We start from the raw sequence: 15,120 nt of genomic DNA on the forward strand, positions 1-15,120 counted from the left end.
GCGGTTCCTGGCGTGTTCAAGGTGGGGATGCGGGTCCATTGGCTGTGGCCCGGCTGAACATTGTGCCAGATCGGGCAATACGCGCCGCCGATACATTGATACATCTCGATACAATGCGCGCATCCCGCCGCCAGATCGCGACGGGGAGGCATAGGACGCCGCCGCCGCCCGTCTTCCGATTCACCCTTTTCGCGCCTGACCCTGCATGGACGTAACGCACTCCCCTACCCCGCTGTCGGTGCCGACGCGCTGGACGCGACTGGCCTGGCTCAGCCTGTTCACCGCCGTCAACGCCTGCGTTGCCGTCGCCATCGCGCTGGGCAACACCCCCATGCAGGACAACCCCGGCGGTGCGCTGGGACTGGGCTACCTGGCCATCGCGCTGCCGGGCCATTTCCTTGCCTTCGGTGCGCTGGTATCGCTGCTGCCGCTTGCCCTGGGCCTGTGGCCGCGCTCGCCGCGCCCGCTGGTGGTAAGCGCGGTAGTGCTGCAGGGCCTGTGGCTGTGCCTGCTGTTGGTGGATGCCAAGGTGTTCGCCCTGTACCGCTTCCACCTCAATGCCATGGTGGTGAACATGGTGTTCGGGGGCGCCCTGCAGGACCAGGTGGCGCTGTCGTGGCAGAGCTGGCTGCAGTCGCTCGGCATCCTGGCCGCAGTCGCGGCCGCGCAGGGCCTGCTGGCGTGGGCATGCTGGAAGCTGCTGCCCGAGCGCGCCCGGCGCCGGCCCGTGCTGCTGGCCTGGAGCGCCGGACTGCTGCTGATGGCAACCGGCCAGGCCGCGACCGCGTACTACGACGCCCTGGGCGAGCGCGCCGTCACCGGCCAGTGGGCCTATCTGCCCTGGGCGCAGCCGATCACCGCCAAGCGACACATGCATCGCCTGGGCGTGCGCAGCCTGCCCCAGGCCAACCTGCCCGACCCCCGCCACAGCCAGCTGCAGTACCCGCTGCGACCGCTGCGCTGCCAGAGCCATACCCGCCCCAACGTATTGGTGGTGGTGCTGGAATCGCTCCGGCATGACGCACTGGATGCGACCACCATGCCCAACACCTGGCGCATGGCCCAGCAGTCCGAGCGCTTCGAGCGTCATTACAGCAGCGGCAACGCCACCCGCTATGGGGTGTTCGGCCTGCTGTATGGCCTGCCCGGCGGTTACTGGTCAAGCATGCTCGCCGAACAGCGCGGGTCGGTCCTGTTCGAGGTGCTGCAGCGGCAGGGCTACGACCTGCATCTGTACGGCAGCGCCCCGCTGTACAGCCCGGAGTTCGACCGCACCGTGTTCGCCCAGGTCCGCGCGCAACTGCACACCGCACCGTCGGAGCTGCCGGTCGCCGCGCGCGACCGCCACATCGTCGAGGCGCTGGGTGCGGACATCCGCGCCACCGCCGACCGCCCCTGGTTCGGGATGGCATTCCTGGACAGCACGCATGCGCCCTACCACCTGCCGCAGGATTACCCGGCGCTGGCCACGCCGATGGCCGACAACGTGAATTTCCTGGCCTTTGACGAGGACCACGACGCAACGCCGGAGCGCAACCGCTACCGCACCGCCGTGCACTACGCCGACTCGCTGGTGGGCCAGCTGCTGGCGACCCTGCGCGACAGCGGCCAGGCCGACAACACCATCGTGCTGGTGACCGGTGACCACGCCGAGGAATTCAACGACCTGGGCCTGAATTACTGGGGACACAACGGCAACTTCTCCGACTACCAGCTGCAGGTGCCGTTCGTACTGCAGTGGTCGGGCCGGGCGCCGACCGCGCATGCCAGCGCCAGCAGCCATGAAGACTGGGTACCGACCCTGATGCGGCATGGCCTGGGCTGCGAGAACCCGCTGAGCGATTTCAGCACCGGCCAGGACCTGTTCGACGACGCCCGCCCCGCCCGACCCCTGCTGGTGGAGAGCTGGTCGCAGCGCGGCATCCGCCAGGGCGACCGCACGTTCGTGTTCGACAAGTTCGGCAACGCCACCACGCTGGACGCGCACTACCTGCCCGTGGCCGGGCAGTCGCCGGACCCGGCCGCGGTGCGCACCGCATGGAACGCATTGACCCACTTCCGCAAGCCATGACGTTGACTGTCTGAGACCCCCGGAACGTTCACGATGAACAAGCCCCTCAAGATCCTGCATACCGAAGCCGCCAAGGGATTTGGTGGGCAGGAGATCTATATCTACCGCCACATGCTGGCCATGCGCGAGCGCGGACACGACGTGTCGCTGCTGTGCCAGCCCGGCGCGCGGCTGGGCGAGATCGCCCGCGAGGCCGGGTTCACCGTGCACGCGTTGAAGATGGGCGGGCTGCTGCGGCTGCTGCGCGGGATCTGGTCGGTTTCGCGCCTGGTCCGGCGGCATACCTACGACGTGGTCAACACCACCAGCCGACGCGATGCCCTGATCGCCGCCGCGGGCGCGCGGCTGGGGGGCGCGCCGCTGGTGGTGCGCTCCCGCCACCTGATGAGCCCGGTCAATTCCCTGCTCACCTACACCGGCCTGCCACACCGCGTGCTCACCGTCAGCAGCTTCGTCAAGCAGTTGCTGGTCCATCGCGGCATCGCCGACGCCCACATCGGCATCGTGCCGCCAATCGCGGTGCCGCCGCAGTGGACGCAGGCGACCGACGACGATGCCTGGCAGTGCCTGCAGGACACCCGCGCCGAGGTACGCCGCGAGCTGGGCTTCGGCGAGGACCATATCCTGGTCGGCTGCGTGGCGGTGCTGCGCGAAGCCAAGGGCCATGCCGACCTGCTGCGGGCCATCGCGCCGCTCTGCCGCCAGCATCCGAACCTGCAGCTGGTGATCGTCGGCGACGGCAAGCCGGTGATGGAGCGCCTGACCGCGCTGCGCGAGGAACTCGGCATTGCAGCGCAGGTCCACCTGCTCGGCTACCGGCTGGGCGCCTGCCGACTGATGACGGCGTTCGACATCTTCGCACTGGCCAGCCACAAGGAAGCCGCCGGCACGGTGTTCCTGGAAGCGGCCTACGTGGGCGTGCCGATCGTGGCCACCCGCGTCGGTGGCGTGCCGGAGATGCTGGTCGAGGGTAGCAATGCGCTGCTGGCTCCGCTGGGCGACCAGGCTGCCCTGACCGGCGCGCTGCAGACGCTGATCGAACAGCCCGAGCGCCGTCGGCAGATGGGCCAGGCCGGGTGGGACTGGATGCGCACCGCGCACCGTTTCGCCCCGGCCGGCCACACCGAGGCCACCGAGTATTATTACCACCAGTGGTTGAAGGAACTGGGCCATGGCCAACGCTAGAACCGTGCCGGTGCTGATGCACCACCACGTGTCGCCCTCGCCGGGGATGATCACGGTGTCGCCGGAAAACTTCGAGAGCCAGATCGCCTGGCTGGCGCGCAACGGCTGGACGTCGCTGACGCTGGCGCAGTACGCCGATTTCCTGGCCGGCAAGCCGGTGCCGCGCAAGTCCATCGTGATCACCTTCGATGACGGCTACCTGGACAACTGGGTGTACGCGCACCCGATCCTGCAGAAGTACGGCATGCATGCGGTGGTCTTCGTGGTTACCGGCTGGATGGGGGACGGCCCGCTGCGCCCGCACGCCGGCCAGCCCGGCGCGGCACTTCCGGCGACGCCGGATCATCGCGGCTGCGAAGCGGCGATCCTGCGCGAAAACCGCCACGACGAGGTGATGATGCGCTGGAGCGAAGCGCGCGCGATGATCGCCGCCGGCACGTTCGAGGTGCACTGCCACACCCATACCCACACGCGCTGGATGAAGCAGGACATCAGCCGTGAGCAGAAATGCGCAGGCATCGACGGCGACCTGGAGACCGCACGCCGCGTGCTGCAGGAACAACTCGGCGAGGTGTCGGACACGCTGTGCTGGCCGTATGGCGATTTCGACGAAGATTACCTGCCGATCGCGCGCGCGCACGGATTCCGCTACCTGCACACCACGCATCCGTTCGGGCGCAACGTGGTGGGGGGCGATCCGGAGCACATCTATCGTTTCGCGATCCGCAACCGCCCCGCCAGCTGGCTGCGCAAGCGCATCGCCTGGAGCTACCACCCGTTGATCGCGCCGGTCTTCAACCGCTTCAAGGCCCGGCAGAAAAACATGGTGCCGGGGCCGTAAAAAGAAAACCCGGCCGACGCCGGGTTCCTCTTCATCAGGCCGCTGCGGCCGCCTTCACCGCGGCGGACAGGCTGTCCAGGGTGCCCTGCATCAGCTCGGCGGTATCGGCTTCGACCGTGACGCGTACCACCGGCTCGGTGCCGGAGGGGCGCAGGAACGCGCGGCCGCGCCCCTTCACCGCCTGCTGCGCATCGGCCAGTGCCGCCTGCACGCCCGCGGACTGGACGATGGCCTTGGCAGACGCGTCGCCCAGGCGCACGTTGACGGTTTTCTGCGGCACCTTGGTCACGTCGGCAAGCGCCGTGCGCAGCGACACGCCATCGCGCCGCAGCACTTCCAGTACCTGCAGCGCACTGACGATGGCATCGCCCGTGGTTGCCCGGTCCAGGCACAGCAGATGGCCCGAGGCCTCGCCACCGAGCACGCCGCCGCCCTCCACCAGGGCCTGGTGGACATAGCGGTCGCCGACGTTGCTGCGCACGAACGGCAGGCCAAGGCGCTCCAGTGCCTGTTCCAGCCCGAAATTGGTCATCAGCGTGCCGACCACCGGTCCACGCAGGCGGCCGGACGTCTGCCACGCCGCCGCCAGCACATACAGCAGGTCGTCGCCGTCGACCGGATTGCCCTGGTCGTCGGCCATCAGCACGCGGTCGCCATCGCCGTCGAAGGCAATGCCCAGGTCCGCCTTCACCTCGCCCACCTTCGCAGCGAGATTGTCGATGTGCATCGAACCGACACCGTCATTGATGTTCACGCCATTGGGCTCGGCACCAATGGCCACCACATCCGCACCCAGCTCGCGGAACAGCAGTGGCGCGATGTGGTAGGTGGCGCCATGCGCGCAATCGAGCACGATCTTCAGCCCGCGCAGGTCGAATCCGCGCGGCACGCTGGCCTTGCAGAACTCGATGTAGCGGCCCACCGCATCGCGCGCACGCGCCGCCTTGCCCAGGCGATCGGAATCGACCGTGGTGAAGTCGGTGTCCAGCGCCGCTTCCAGCGCCAGTTCGGTTGCATCGTCGAGCTTCTCGCCGTCGGCGGAGAAGAACTTGATGCCGTTGTCGTAGTGCGGGTTGTGCGAGGCACTGATCACGATGCCGGCGTCGGCGCCGAGCGTGCGGGTCAGGAACGCCACCGCCGGCGTGGGCATCGGCCCGAGCAGTTGCACGTCGGCACCGGCCGCCACCAGCCCGGCCTCCAGCGCCGCTTCGAACATGTAGCCGGAGATCCGCGTGTCCTTGCCGATCACCACGACCGGGCGCTGGCCCGGGGCGTGGTTGCCGCGCTCGGTCAGCACGCGCCCCAGCGCATTGCCCAGGCGCAGCACGAAATCGGCCGAAATCACGCCCTGCCCGACCCGACCGCGGATGCCGTCGGTGCCGAAATACCTGCGCGCGGCCATCAGGCAGCGGCGTCCGGGGCGGCCTGGCGGCCCAGCAGGGCCAGCAGCTCGGCCAGGCGATCGCGCAGCTCGCGGCGGTCGCAGATCTGGTCGATGGCACCGTGCTCAAGCAGGAACTCCGAGCGCTGGAAGCCTTCCGGCAGCTTCTCGCGCACGGTCTGTTCGATCACGCGCGGGCCGGCAAAGCCGATCAGCGCCTGCGGTTCGGCGATGTTGATGTCGCCCAGCATCGCGAACGAGGCCGATACGCCGCCGGTGGTCGGATGGGTCAGCACCGAGATGTAGGGCAGCCCGGCGTCGCGCAGGCGACCGAGTGCGGCCGAGGTCTTGGCCATCTGCATCAACGAGAACAGGCCTTCCTGCATGCGTGCACCGCCGCTGGCGGAGAAGCACACGTAGGGGGCACCGATCTCCAGCGCCTTTTCGGCGGCCAGCGAGAAGCGTTCGCCCACCACCGAGCCCATCGACCCGCCCATGAAGGCGAAATCGAACGCCGAGGCGACCAGCGGCCGACCCTTGAGCAGGCCCTGCATCGCAATCAGCGCGTCGTACTCGCCGGTGTTCTTCTGCGAGGCCTTGATGCGTTCGCTGTACTTCTTCTGGTCCTTGAACTTGAGCAGGTCGGTCGGACCCAGGCGTGCGGCGATCTCGGTGGTGCTGTCGAGGTCGAACAGCGACGCCAGGCGCGCGCGAGCGCGGATGGCCATGTGGTGGCCACACTTGGGGCAGACTTCCAGATTCTCTTCCAGCTCAGGACCGTAAAGCGCGCTGCCGCAGCTGCTGCACTTTTCCCACAGGCCCTCGGGGACGCTGCGCTTCTTGCTGGGGACGTTGTCGGTGCGGATGCCCGACGGCATCAACTTGGTGAGCCAACTCATGCGGGATGACACTTCCGTTCAGGGCGGCCCGTAGGCCGCAAGGGACGACAGTCTAGCTCACCGGTTCGGTGGTCGGGACCCCCTGCTGCTGCGGTAAACGCGGCGTGAAAACCATGCTGTCCCGTACGTTCGGCGGTTCCGCGAACGGCCGGCGCGGTGCGCCGCCGCCCGACCAACGGTCGGGCGCTACCGGAACGCGGCCGCGACCCGGTCAGCGCCAACCGTGGACCAGCCCATCACACCGGTAGGTGCCGACCGTTGGTCGGCACATCACACCGGTACGTGCCAACCGTGGGTGGCACATCACACCGGTATGTGCCAACCGTGGGTCAACACATCACACCGGTAGGTGCCGACCGTTGGTCGGCCCATCACACCGGTAGGTGCCGACCGTTGGTCGGCACATCACACCGGTATGTGCCAACCGTGGGTGGCACATCACACCGGTAGGTGCCGACCGTGGGTCGGCACATCACACCGGTAGGTGCCGACCGTTGGTCGGCGCACCACACCGGTAGGTGCCGACCGTTGGTCGGCACACGCCGTCAGCCGCGATCCAACGCCTCGCGCAGCGGCTGCAGGAAGCGCCCCGCAACCCGCACAGCGTCGGCGGCGTCGGCCGCGTCCCCCAACGCCGCCACCAGGGCGCTGCCCACCACCACGCCGTCGGCTTCCTGGGCCATCGCCGCGGCGCTCTGCGCGTCCTTGATGCCGAACCCGGCCACCACCGGTACCTGCGAACGGCCGCGCAGGTCGCGCAGGCGCGCGCTGGCGGCGCCGCTGTCCAGGCGCTCGGAGGCGCCGGTGACACCGGCGAAGCTCACGTAATACAGGTACCCGCGCGCCATCGACGCCAGCAGGTCCAGCCGCGTGTCGGCCGTGGTCGGCGAGGCCAGCAGGATCAGTGCCAGCCCGGCCGCGTTGAAGATCGCCAGGGTCTCCCCGGCCTCTTCCGGCGGCAGGTCGACCAGCAGCACGCCGTCCACGCCGGCGGCAATGGCGGCGTCGGCGAACCGCGCGGTGCCATGGATCTCCACCGGATTCAGGTAGCCCATCAGCACCACCGGGGTGGTGGTATCACGGGTGCGGAAGGCGGTGACCGTGTCCAGCACGTAGCGCAGGCCGGCGCCCCTGGCCAGCGCACGCTCGGAGCTGCGCTGGATGGTCGGGCCATCGGCCATCGGGTCGGAGAACGGAACGCCCAGTTCGATCACGTCCGCGCCGGCGGCGGCCAGCGCATGCATGACCGGCACGGTGGCGTCCAGGCCCGGGTCACCGGCAGTGATGAAGGGAATCAGTGCCTTGCGGCGGCTGGCGCGCAGGCGGGCGAAACAGGCATCAATACGGGCAACAGGCATCTCAGGCACATCCTTCAATCAGTTCGACGGCGCCGCTGGCGCCCCAGTAAAGCTTCGTTATCTCGCCGCCAAAGATCTCCAGCCGGATCGCCAGATCCGAGCCGGGATCCTGCCAGGTCACGTACTCGCCGACCTCCGGGTCGTAGGCGTGCGGCCTGCTCGTGCTGCCCGGCGGCAACAGGGCCAGCGCCTGCGCACGGGACATGCCCAGGCGGATCCCGAACGGGCCCGGCTGGGCGATGGCGTCGTACGAGCCGTCAATCGGGTCCAGGTCGAAACGCTGCACGTGGTCGTCCTCGACCATCATCGACACGCCTTCGGGCAGGCTGCCGCGCTCGTAATAGTCGCAGGCGCCGCTGCCCAGGCCATCGGCCAGCCCGGCTGAATGCCAGGCCTCGGTGACATCGGCTGCGCTGAAGCGCTGCCCCACCAGCACGTCGCCGGCGTGATCGAGCGCGACCGACACCACCGCAGGCGCCTCTTCCCCGGCGGCGTCCGCCTCGAGCGGCCGCTGCGCATGGGCGTCGTCACGGTCGGCCGCCTCCCGGGCCGGCGCGACCGCTGCCGGCCCCGCCGCAGGCGGCAGCACGGGCGGGTCCGGCGGCGTGCAGGCGGCCATCCCGACCATCATCAGCAGCGCACTTCCCTGGCGCAGCGCGGAATTCACAGGACCAGACCCTCGCGCGCCGCGATGGTGTGCACGTCCTTGTCGCCGCGACCGGACAGGTTGCACAGCACCAGCTTGTCGCGCGGCAGATCGCGCGCGAGCTTGATCGCCTGGGCCACCGCATGGCTGGATTCCAGCGCTGCCAGGATGCCTTCGCTGTGCGCAAGCTGGTGGAAGGCAGCCAACGCTTCCTCGTCGGTGATGCCCACGTATTCGGCGCGGCCACTATCGGCCAGGAACGCGTGTTCGGGGCCTACGCCGGGGTAATCCAGGCCCGCCGATACCGAGTGCGTTTCGATGATCTGGCCATCGTCGTCGCAGATCACGTAGGTGCGGTTGCCATGCAGCACGCCCGGCCGACCCGCGGCAATGGAGGCGGCATGGCGGCCGGTTTCAATGCCATCGCCAGCGGCTTCGGCGCCCACGATGCGGACGTCGCGGTCGTTGAGGAAGGCATGGAACAGGCCGATCGCATTGCTGCCGCCCCCCACGCAGGCGGTGATCGCATCGGGCAGGCGACCGTAGTCGGTAAGCATCTGCGCGCGCGCTTCGCGCCCGACGATCGCATTGAAATCGCGCACCATGCGCGGGTACGGGTCCGGACCGGCCACGGTACCGATGATGTAGAAGGTATCGCGCACGTTGGTGACCCAGTCGCGCATGGCTTCATTGAGCGCGTCCTTGAGCGTGGCCGACCCGGAGGTTACCGGCACCACCGTGGCGCCCAGCAGCTTCATGCGGTAGACGTTGATCTTCTGGCGCTCGATGTCGGTGGCGCCCATGTACACCACGCACTCCAGGCCCAGCCGCGCGGCGACGGTGGCACTGGCCACGCCATGCTGGCCGGCGCCGGTCTCGGCGATGATGCGCTTCTTGCCCATCCGCGCCGCCAGCAGGGCCTGGCCGATGGTGTTGTTGATCTTGTGCGCGCCGGTGTGGTTCAGGTCTTCGCGCTTGAGCAGGATCTGCGCGCCGCCGACCTGCTGGCTGAGCCGTTCGGCGTGATAGATCGGACTGGGCCGACCGACATAGTGGGTCAGGTCCTTGTCGTAGGCGGCAATGAAAGCTGGATCGCGGCGCGCCTGGTCATAGGCGGCAGCCAGTTCCTGCAGCGGCCCGATCAGCGTTTCGGCGACGAAACTGCCGCCGTAGCGACCGAAATGACCGTTGGCGTCGGGATAGGCGTGGAAATCGGTGATCGGGGATGCGGACATGACGCGACAGCCAGGGGGAGACAGGCTGACAATTTACCGCACATGTCCGGAACCGAATATCGATATTATCTGCCCTGACCCGTCAGGAAAACTCACATGAGCGACCCCCACCTGCCGCCCCTGAACGCCCTGCGCAGTTTCGAGGCCACCGCCCGGCTGGGCGGCGTGGGCCGTGCCGCCGGGGAGCTCCATGTGACCCACGGCGCGATCAGTCGCCAATTGCGGCTGCTCGAAGACCACCTGGGCGTGACACTGTTCGAACGCGCTGGCCGCGGCCTGCGCCTGACCGCCGCCGGCAAGGCGCTGCAGGCAGCCTGCGCCGGGGCCTTCGGCCAGATCCGCGAAGCGGTCGCCACGCTGCAGCGCCGGCAGCGGCCCGAAGCGCTGGTGCTGGGCTGCAGTGGCAGCATCCTGGCGCGCTGGATGATTCCACGCCTGCCTGCGCTGCAGGCCGATCTTCCACACCTGGCCCTGCACTGGTCGGCGCAGGACGGCAGCTTCACCGACCAACAGCGGGCACTGGACGCGCTGCTGCTGCTGGCGCAGCCGCCGTGGCCGCGCGGTTGGCAGGTGCGGGAACTGGCACCGGAACGGGTCGGGGTGGTGGTCAGCCCCCACCACCCGGCGGCGGCGCGCCTGCGCCGCCAGCCACCGTCGGCACTGCTGGGCGAACCGTTGCTGCACACCACCTCGCGCCCGCAGGCGTGGCCGGAGTGGGCCCAGGCACACGGCCTGGACCCTGCCCTGCTGGTGCTGGGCACGGGATTCGAGCACCTGTATTACCTGCTGGAAGCGGCAGTCGCCGGGCTGGGCGTGGCGATCGCACCGGAGCCGCTGGTGGCCGACGAGCTGGCCGCAGGCCGGCTGCTGGCGCCATGGGGGTTTGGGGCGACAGGGGGATTCTGGGTGCTGGCCACGCCAGAGGACGCGCCGGATGCGCGGGTGCAGGCCCTGGGGGATTGGTTGGCGGAAACGCTGCGGTAAATGTGTCTCCCGACCAACGCTCGGGAGCTACCGCCGATCGAGATTGTTGGGCTCAATCGGCTTCGTGGCAGTCGGCGCGGCGGACTTCTTCGACGAATTTGCGCATTTTGTAGCCGTCCTTGATGCCCGGTTCGGATTCGATCCCGCTGGACACGTCCACGCCCCACGGCAGGGTGGCGACGATGGCGTCGAACACATTGTCCGGGGTGATGCCACCGGCCAGCAGGAACGGGCGGTGCAGGCCGGTCGGCAGGCGGGTCCAGTCGAAGGCCACGCCGGTACCGCCACCGCCGCCCGGGGCGTGGCTGTCGAACAGGAAGCCGGCCGCGCTGGGGTAGCGCAGCTGCAGCTGGCGGGCGTTGACCTCTTCACGGCCGCCCATCGCCACCGCCTTCAGGTACGGCATGTTGAAACTGCGGCAGAAGGATTCGTCTTCGTCGCCGTGGAACTGCAACAGGGTCGGGCGCACGGTGCGCAGCACCTCGCGCACCTCTTCCTTGCTGTTGTCGCGGAACAGCGCCACCACGTCCACCATCGGCGCGATCGCCTGGCGCATGGCGCGGGCTTCGGCCGGGGCCACGCGGCGCCTGCTTTCCCTGGCGAAGATGAAGCCCACCGCATCCACGCCCAGTTCGCCGGCCAGGCGCACGTCGCCCGCGCGGGTCATGCCGCAGAACTTGATGCGGGTGCGGTAGAAAGAGCGGCTCATAGGGTGACCTCGGCAGGAAGGTGCCAGTTGTCGGGATACAACGGGCCAACAAATACCAATCCCTGCGGCGGCGCGGTGGGCCCGGCCACGGTGCGGTCTTGGCCGGCCAGCAGTTCGGCCATCCACGACACCGGCTTTTCCCCACTGCCGATCAGGATCAATGAACCGACGATATTGCGCACCATGTGATGAAGGAATGCATTGGCCTGAACACAGACCTCGATCACCTCACCCTGGCGGGTCACGCTGATCGCCTGCAACTCGCGGCGGGCATGCAGGGCCTCGCACTGCACGCTGCGGAAGGCACTGAAGTCGTTCTCGCCCAGCAGGGCCTGCCCTGCTTCGTGCATCCGCGCGGCATCCAGCGGGCGCCGCTCCCAGCTCAGGCTCTGCCGGTACAGCGCCGGGCGGATGGCGCGGTTGAGCAGGCGGTAGCGGTAGCGGCGCGCACGCGCGGAGAACCGCGCGTGGAAGTCGTCGGCCACGGGCACGCACCAGCGCACCGCGATCGACCGCGGCGCCCGGGTGGTGGTGCCCAGGGTCCAGCTGCGCGGATCGCGCACCACGTCGGTGTCGAAGTGCACCACCTGGCATTCGCCGTGCACGCCGGCGTCGGTCCGCCCGGCGCAGACCACCTGGATCGGCGCGTCGGCCACCGACGACAACGCGTCCTGCAGGCTGGCCTGCACGCTGGGACAGCCACTCTCGCCGAGCTGCTGCCAGCCCTTGTATTCGCTGCCGTCGTACTCGATGCCCAGTGCGTAGCGCATGCTCAGCTGAGCCGCGCCAGCAGTTCGCGGGCCTGCAGCTGGCTGTGCATGTCGCCGCCCTGGGCCACTTCCAGCAGCAGGGTGCGCGCGGTGTCGGCGTCGCCCAGGTCCAGGTAGGCGATGGCCAGTTCCAGGCGCTCGCGGCCGGGTGCACCGACCGGTGCAGCACCCGCTTCAGCGGCCGGCACCGGTTCCACGGCATCGGCCGCAATGGCCTCGTCCGGGAACTCGAACACCCCCCGGTAGGACGGTTGCGCGGCCGCTTCGCGTGCGTGCGGCGGCAGCGGGTCCTCGTCCACGGGCTCGGCAGCGGGTACGCCGGCAAGCGGCCCGGCGGTGTCGTCAACGGCCGCACGGCCCGGCTCGGGCTCCAGGCTGAACACCGGCTCGCGGCGTACCGGCTCGACCTCGACATCGCCGGCCAGCACGTAATCCGGCGCATCGCGCAGATCCACCGCGTCGGCGTCGAGGTCGCGCTGTGCGGCCAGTTCGTCCACGTAATCGGCGGTCGGAACCGCCGCGGCCAGGCTGGCCGCATCCAGGCCCTCGCGGCGCAGCGGTGGCAGCGGCGACGGCTTGCGGCGGCGCGAGACGGCCCAGCCAGCCACTACCAGCAGCAGCACCGCGCCTCCCAACCAGGCCCAACCGCCGCCACCGCTTTCGCGTGCGGCCGGTGCGTCGGCCAGGCGCTGCTGGGCAGCCGCCAGGTCGGTGTCCTTCATCGCAATCAACGACGCCTGCTGCTGCTTGAGCTTTTCCAGTTCGGCCACGCGGTTGCGCAGCTCCTGGATCTCGGCATCGCGGGTGGCCACGTCTTCCTTGGCCTGCCGCAGTTGTTCATTGCCCAGCATGTCACCCTCGCTGCCGGCAGCGGTGCCGGTGGTTGTACCTGCGTTGTTGTCGGTGGCGGCGACCGCCGGGGCGATCTCCAGCCGCCCGCCAGACGCCGGCGCACCAGCGCTTGACGCAGCGGTAGCGGTTGCCGCGGGCGCGGGCGCTGCACCGCCGCTGGCCGGTTGCGGAATGGCCGAACGGGCCTGGCGCCACTGCGCGGCGTGCTCGCGGACCATGGCGGCCGCCTGGCCGGCATCGACCTGGCTGTCGGCGCCGGGCGTGCGCAGCACCGCGCCCTGCTTGAGCAGGTTGAGGTTGCCGCGGATGAAGGCTTCGGGATTGGCGCGCAGCAGCGCGATCATGGCCTGGTCGCGGCTGATGCCCTGCTCGCGGGCGACGCCGACGGCGATCTGCGACAGGGTCTGGCCACGCTGCACCGTGATGCTGCCATCGGCGGCAACGGCGGCGGCCGGCGGCGACGGTGCGGCAGCGCGCGGCGGCACCGGGCCGGTGCGCGAGGGCTGGGGCTCCGTGGCCGGCACCGGCGCGGGCGCAGGCGCCTGCATGGCGGCGGCTTCGCGCGCGATGGCGTTGGACATGGCGCCGGCCGGCGCGACGATTTCCGGCTCGGCCACGGCCAGCGCACTGTCGGGCGCATCGACCAGCGCCGAGTATTCGCGCACCAGGCGACCCTGGCCCCAGTCCGCTTCGATCAGGAAATTCAGCGACGGCGTGGTCACCGGCGCCTGCGAGCTGACCCGCACCACCGCGCGTCCGTTGCTGTCGCGGGAAAGCTCGAACTGCAGTTCGCTGACCAATCCGGTGGGCCGCTCCAGCCCCACCCGGGCGAAGGTGACGGGCGAAGCCAGCGCCACGCGCAGGTTTTCCAGTTCGGACGGATCGGCGGAAATGACCGGAATTTCAGCCAGCAGTGGCTGGCCGGGCTTGGACAGCACCCGGATGTCGCCAAGGCCGAGCGCCATGGCGGAGCTGCTGGCCAGGGCCAGCAGCAGGGTCGACGCATACTTGAGCGGGCGCAACGCGCCCGTAACCCGGTTCTTCATGGCAGGCAATATAGCGATTCCCGACCCATCCGGCCACGCGGCATTTCAGCCACGCAGGGCGTGGCGCCCTGCGTGCGCGTGTGCATCCATCAGCCTTCGGCGGCGACCAGCTCGGCCAGCTGCACCGCGTTGAGCGCGGCACCCTTGCGGATGTTGTCCGAGACGATCCACAGGTTCAGGCCGCGCGGGTGCGACAGGTCTTCACGGATACGGCCGACATACACCGCATCGGTGCCCGAGGCATGGGTGACCGGGGTCGGGTAACCGCCGGCCTCATGCTTGTCGACAACTTCCACGCCCGGCGAACGCGACAGCAGTTCGCGCGCGGCGTCCGGGGTGACCTTGTCGCGGGTTTCGATGCTGACCGCTTCGGAATGGCCGTAGAACACCGGCACGCGCACCGCGGTGGGATTCACCAGGATGCTGTCGTCGCCGAGGATCTTGCGGGTTTCCCAGACCAGCTTCATCTCTTCCTTGGTGAAGCCGTTGTCCTGGAAGTCGTCGATGTGCGGGATCAGGTTGAAGGCGATCTGCACCGGGAAACGTTGCGGGTCGATGTCCTGGAAGCTGAGCAGCTGGCCGGTCTGCTTGCCCAGCTCTTCCAGCGCGGAACGACCGCCGCCGGAGACCGACTGGTAGGTGGCCACGTTGATGCGCTGGATGCCGTACTGGCGGTGCAGCGGGGCCAGCGCGACCAGCATCTGCATGGTGGAGCAGTTCGGGTTGGCGATGATGCCGCGCGGGCGGTTCTTCAGCGCCTCGGGGTTCACTTCGGACACCACCAGCGGCACGTCATCGTCGTAGCGGAAGGCCGAGGAGTTGTCGATCACCACCGCGCCAGCGGCAGCGAACTTCGGGCCGTACTCCTTGGACACGCTGCCGCCTGCGGAGAACAGCGCGATGTCCACGCCGCTCGGGTCGAACGTGGCCAGGTCCTGGACCTTGACCTTGTTGCCTTCGAATTCAATCTCGCCGCCCGCCGAACGCGAGGACGCGAGCAGGCTCAGCGTGGCGATCGGGAAGTTGCGTTCGGCCAGGATGGCCAGCATGGTTTCGCCGACGGCGCCGGTGGCACCGACGACTGCGACGTGGAAACGACGATCTTGATTGCTCATGGAATTCTCTTTGATGATGTACCGACCA

The 15,120-nt window shown here is 69.1% G+C and carries 13 protein-coding genes; 4 read left to right on the forward strand and 9 right to left on the reverse strand.

The genetic code is table 11. The annotated features are described in order from the left end of the window. Window positions 1–205 precede the first annotated feature (205 nt). Genes ACIGII_RS03560 through ACIGII_RS03570 form a run of 3 tightly spaced genes read left to right on the forward strand, consistent with a single transcriptional unit; the run spans window position 206 to window position 4,097 of the window. The gene (locus ACIGII_RS03560) at window positions 206–2,071 is read left to right on the forward strand and encodes a DUF3413 domain-containing protein (RefSeq protein WP_399640315.1); all 1,866 of its coding nucleotides are present in this window, start codon (window positions 206–208) and stop codon (window positions 2,069–2,071) included. 33 nt (window positions 2,072–2,104) lie between these two features. Further along, on the forward strand, window positions 2,105–3,256 hold the full coding sequence (locus tag ACIGII_RS03565; RefSeq protein ID WP_399640318.1) for a glycosyltransferase family 4 protein: 1,152 nt from the start codon (window positions 2,105–2,107) through the stop codon (window positions 3,254–3,256). Continuing rightward, the gene (locus ACIGII_RS03570; protein WP_399640320.1) at window positions 3,243–4,097 is read left to right on the forward strand and encodes a polysaccharide deacetylase family protein; all 855 of its coding nucleotides are present in this window, start codon (window positions 3,243–3,245) and stop codon (window positions 4,095–4,097) included. Before ACIGII_RS03565 ends, ACIGII_RS03570 begins: the two co-directional genes overlap by 14 nt. A gap of 34 nt (window positions 4,098–4,131) precedes the next feature. Here ACIGII_RS03570 and glmM read toward each other — a convergent pair whose 3' ends face one another. The 5 genes from glmM to trpB all read right to left on the reverse strand — a co-directional run bounded on the left by glmM (window position 4,132) and on the right by trpB (window position 9,616). Beyond that, entirely contained in the window at window positions 4,132–5,499 is a 1,368-nt protein-coding gene (gene glmM / locus ACIGII_RS03575; protein ID WP_399640322.1) for a phosphoglucosamine mutase, read from the reverse strand. Further along, complete coding sequence (accD, locus tag ACIGII_RS03580; RefSeq protein ID WP_399640324.1) at window positions 5,499–6,377, reverse strand: acetyl-CoA carboxylase, carboxyltransferase subunit beta; 879 nt, start codon at window positions 6,375–6,377, stop codon at window positions 5,499–5,501. Before accD ends, glmM begins: the two co-directional genes overlap by 1 nt. Before the next feature lie 545 nt (window positions 6,378–6,922). Next, window positions 6,923–7,735, reverse strand: coding sequence for a tryptophan synthase subunit alpha (trpA, locus tag ACIGII_RS03585; protein ID WP_399640327.1), 813 nt, complete (start codon window positions 7,733–7,735; stop codon window positions 6,923–6,925). Window position 7,736: 1 nt separating this feature from the next. Beyond that, window positions 7,737–8,402, reverse strand: coding sequence for a hypothetical protein (locus ACIGII_RS03590; RefSeq protein WP_399640330.1), 666 nt, complete (start codon window positions 8,400–8,402; stop codon window positions 7,737–7,739). Then, window positions 8,399–9,616, reverse strand: coding sequence for a tryptophan synthase subunit beta (gene trpB / locus ACIGII_RS03595; protein WP_399640332.1), 1,218 nt, complete (start codon window positions 9,614–9,616; stop codon window positions 8,399–8,401). Before trpB ends, ACIGII_RS03590 begins: the two co-directional genes overlap by 4 nt. Before the next feature lie 96 nt (window positions 9,617–9,712). Here trpB and ACIGII_RS03600 point away from each other — a divergent pair, with 96 nt between their 5' ends. After that, window positions 9,713–10,600, forward strand: a complete 888-nt coding sequence (locus tag ACIGII_RS03600; RefSeq protein ID WP_399640335.1) for a LysR family transcriptional regulator — start codon at window positions 9,713–9,715, stop codon at window positions 10,598–10,600. Window positions 10,601–10,652: 52 nt separating this feature from the next. On the opposite strand, the gene ACIGII_RS03605 is transcribed toward ACIGII_RS03600, so the two are convergent. The 4 genes from ACIGII_RS03605 to ACIGII_RS03620 all read right to left on the reverse strand — a co-directional run bounded on the left by ACIGII_RS03605 (window position 10,653) and on the right by ACIGII_RS03620 (window position 15,092). Further along, window positions 10,653–11,309 (reverse strand): phosphoribosylanthranilate isomerase, encoded by a 657-nt coding sequence (locus ACIGII_RS03605; protein WP_102944514.1) that lies wholly within the window; start codon window positions 11,307–11,309, stop codon window positions 10,653–10,655. Further along, window positions 11,306–12,079 (reverse strand): tRNA pseudouridine(38-40) synthase TruA, encoded by a 774-nt coding sequence (truA, locus tag ACIGII_RS03610; RefSeq protein ID WP_399640338.1) that lies wholly within the window; start codon window positions 12,077–12,079, stop codon window positions 11,306–11,308. Before truA ends, ACIGII_RS03605 begins: the two co-directional genes overlap by 4 nt. Before the next feature lie 2 nt (window positions 12,080–12,081). Next, window positions 12,082–13,977 (reverse strand): FimV family protein, encoded by a 1,896-nt coding sequence (locus ACIGII_RS03615; protein ID WP_399640341.1) that lies wholly within the window; start codon window positions 13,975–13,977, stop codon window positions 12,082–12,084. A gap of 89 nt (window positions 13,978–14,066) precedes the next feature. Further along, complete coding sequence (locus tag ACIGII_RS03620; protein ID WP_399640344.1) at window positions 14,067–15,092, reverse strand: aspartate-semialdehyde dehydrogenase; 1,026 nt, start codon at window positions 15,090–15,092, stop codon at window positions 14,067–14,069. Window positions 15,093–15,120: the final 28 nt, after the last annotated feature.

This window comes from Stenotrophomonas sp. NPDC077420 (assembly GCF_044543385.1).
Taxonomy (GTDB): Bacteria; Pseudomonadota; Gammaproteobacteria; order Xanthomonadales; family Xanthomonadaceae; genus Stenotrophomonas.